Below are 3,297 nucleotides of genomic sequence, written 5' to 3' on the forward strand. Positions count from 1 at the left end.
CCACCGGCGGCGAGGCCCGCGTTGGCGAGGGCCTGCTGGATCACCCGCTGCTGGGCGGGGCCGTTCGGGGCGCTCAACCCGTTCGACGCGCCGTCCTGGTTGACCGCGCTGCCGCGCAGCACGGCGAGGATCGGGCGGCCGTTGCGGCGGGCGTCGCTGAGCCGTTCCAGCAGCAGCACGCCGACGCCCTCNACCAGCCGGTGCCGTCGGCGGCGGCGGCGAACGCCTTGCACCGCCCGTCGGCGGCCAGGCCGCGCTGGCGGGAGAACTCGACGAACGCGCCCGGCGTACACATGGCGGTGACGCCGGAGACGACGGCGAGCGTGCATTCCCGCTGTCGCAGCGCCTGTCCGGCCAGGTGCAGCGCGACCAGCGACGACGAGCAGGCGGTGTCGACGGTGACCGCCGGCCCCTCCAGGCCGAACGTGTAGGCGATCCGGCCGGACACCACGCTGCCGGCGTTGCCGGTCATCAGGTGGCCCTCCAGGCCCTGCGCGGCGGCGGTCATCAGCACGGTGCCGTAGTCCTGGCCGGTGCTGCCGGCGAAGACGCCGGTGCGGCTGCCGCGCAGCGTGTGCGGGTCGATCCCGGCCCGTTCGAAGACCTCCCAGGTGGTTTCCAGCAGCCACCGCTGCTGCGGGTCCATGGCGAGCGCCTCGCGGGGCGAGATGGCGAAGAAGCCGGGGTCGAACTCGGCGAGGTCGGTGACGAACCCGCCCTGACGCGCGTACGACGTGCCATTGTCCTCCGGGTCGCCGTCGTGCAGCGCGCCGAGGTCCCAGCCCCGGTCGGCGGGGAAGTCGGTGATCACGTCCCGGCCGGACGCCACCACCTCCCACAACCGTTCGGGGGTGTCGATCCCGCCGGGGAAGCGGCAGCTCATGCCCACGATGGCGACCGGTTCCTGCTCGCCGGCCTCCACCTCGCGCAGCCGCTGCCGCACCTGGTGCAGGTCGGCGGTGACCCGCTTGAGGTAGTCGAGAAGCTTCGCCTCGTCAGCCATGGTCCGCCCAATCCCTGTGTCGACCCGAACCGGCAACGGTCACGTCAGGACACCCCCAGCTCGCGGTCGATGAAGTCGAAGACCTCGTCCGGGGTGGCGTCCTGGAGCTTGCCGGCGACACCGTCGCCGTCCGCCGGGGCGTCCACCTCGTTGAGCGAGGCCAGCAGCGTGCGCAGCCGTTCGGTGATCCGCAGCCGGGCACCCCGGTCGGGCGCGGCGCCGGCCAGCGCCGCCTCCAGCCGGTCCAGTTCGCCGAAGACCGGCGCGGCGCCGACCACTCCCCCGTCGACGACGCAGGCGCGGACGAAGTCGGCGAGCAACGCGGCGGTCGGGTAGTCGAACACGGCCGTGGCGGGCAGCCGTACGCCGGTGGCGGCGGTGAGCCGGTTGCGCAGCTCCACCGCGGTCAGCGAGTCGAAGCCGAGTTCCCGGAACNGACGGCGGCGTCCGAGGCGTGCCCGAGCACCGCCGCGGCCTGGGCCCGGACGAGTTCCAGCAGCGTCTTGCGCCGCTCGGCGTCGCTCTGCCCGGCGAGCAGGGCGGCGAGCGACTCGGCGGTCGGGCCGGTGTCGTCGCCGCGCTCGGCGACGGCGCGGCGGGCCTCGGGTACGCCGGTGAGCAGCGGGCTGGGTCGCACGGCGGTGAAGCCGGGCACGTACCGGGCCCAGTCGATGCCGGCGACCAGCGTGACCGGTTCCCGGCCGGCCAGGCAGCCGGCGAGCGCGGCGAGGGCGAGGTCGGTGTCGAGGCGGGCGACGCCGCTGCGCCGGCGGCGTTCGGCCACGGCGGGGTCGGCGTCGGCCATGCCGCCGGTGGCCCACGGACCCCAGGCGACGGACGTGGCCGGCAGGCCCTGCCGGTGCCGCTGCTCGGCGAGCGCGTCGAGGTACGCGTTCGCGGCGGCGTAGCTGCCCTGCCCGGCCGCCCCGAGCTGCCCGGGCAGCGCGGAGAAGAGCACGAAGGCGCGCAGGTCCTTGTCGGCGGTCAGTTCGTGCAGGTGCAGCGCGCCGAGCGCCTTGGGGCGCAGCACGTCGGCGATCCGGTCGGCGGTGAGCCCGTCGAGCATCCCGTCGTCGAGCACGCCGGCGGTGTGCACGACGCCGGTCAGCGGCGCGTCGGCGGGCAGCGCGTCGAGGAGCTTGGCCAGCGCGGCCCGGTCGGACACGTCGCAGGCGGCGACGGTGACCCGCGCGCCCCGCTCGGTGAGGTCCCGGACCAGGTCGGCGGCGCCGGGCGCGTCGGCGCCTCGGCGGCTGACCAGCAGCAGGTGGGCCGCTCCCCGGTCGGCCAGCCAGCGGGCCACCTGCCCGCCGAGCGCGCCGGTGCCGCCGGTGACCAGCGTGGTGCCGGGGTGGTCGGGTTCGGCGGCGTCGCCGCCGGGGGTCCGGACGAGCCGCCGGACCAGCAGCGTGACGCCGTCGACGGCGAACTGGTCCTCGCCGTCGGGGCCGCAGAGCGCGGCGCAGAGCAGGTCCCAGCCGTGGTCGTCGAGGGTGGCCGGCAGGTCGACGAGGCCGCCCCAGCGTTCCGGGTGTTCCAGCGCGGCGACCCGGCCGAGGCCCCAGAGCAGCGACTGCTCGGGGCGGCCGACGCCGCCGTCGCGGGTGGTGCCGGCGGCGCCGCGGGTGACGCACCACAGTGGCGCGGCCACGTCGAGGTCGCCGAGCGCCTGGACCAGGGCGAGCGAGCGGGCGAGGAACGGCGGCACCGGTTCGGTGGCGTCGACCGGGGCGTCGGCGAGGGCGAGCAGGGAGAGCACACCGTCGGCCGGGTCGGTGCCGGCGTCGGTGAGCCGGGCGGCGACGGCGGCGCGGTCGGTGGCGTCGTCGGGTAGCAGCACCAGCCGGGCGTCCGCGCCGCGCCGGGTCAGCTCGGCCACCGCGGTGTCCGCCTCGGCGGTACCGGCGCTGTCCGCGACGACCCACCAGACCCCGGTGAGGTACGCGACGGGCACCCCGCCGTACGGCTGCCAGACGGCGCGGTAGCGCAGGTCGTCGAGGGTGGACCGGTCGCGTTGCCGCCGCCGCCAGTCGGCGAGCAGCGGCAGGGCCGCGGCGAGCNGTGAGGTCGGCGAGCGCGGCGAGGTCCTCGTTGTCGACGGCGGCCCAGAAGGCAGCGTCGGCTCCGGTGGGGCTCTCGGCGGCGTCGGCCGCGACGACGGTGGTGGTGGGCCAGTAGCGGGCCCGGTCGAAGGCGTAGGTGGGCAGCGCGACGGTGTCGGTCTCGGCGAGGACGCGGTTGAGGTCGACGGGCAGGCCGATGGTGTACGCGGTGGCCAGGTTGGTCAGCAGCCG

General features: G+C 76.4%; 2 protein-coding genes and 1 pseudogene. All 3 read right to left on the reverse strand.

Translation table 11 applies throughout. The features are described from left to right. Positions 1–1,003, reverse strand: a pseudogene (locus B1205_RS31960) (beta-ketoacyl synthase N-terminal-like domain-containing protein); the annotation flags it as partial. A 44-nt stretch (positions 1,004–1,047) separates the two neighbouring features. Next, on the reverse strand, positions 1,048–1,404 hold the full coding sequence (locus B1205_RS31965; RefSeq protein WP_254910086.1) for a hypothetical protein: 357 nt from the start codon (positions 1,402–1,404) through the stop codon (positions 1,048–1,050). A 5-nt stretch (positions 1,405–1,409) separates the two neighbouring features. Next, a complete protein-coding gene (locus B1205_RS20595; RefSeq protein WP_254910087.1) occupies positions 1,410–2,957 on the reverse strand; it encodes a beta-ketoacyl reductase in 1,548 nt (515 codons plus the stop codon). Positions 2,958–3,297: the final 340 nt, after the last annotated feature.

The sequence above is a fragment of the Micromonospora sp. NBS 11-29 genome (assembly GCF_002140155.1).
Taxonomy (GTDB): Bacteria; Actinomycetota; Actinomycetes; order Mycobacteriales; family Micromonosporaceae; genus Micromonospora.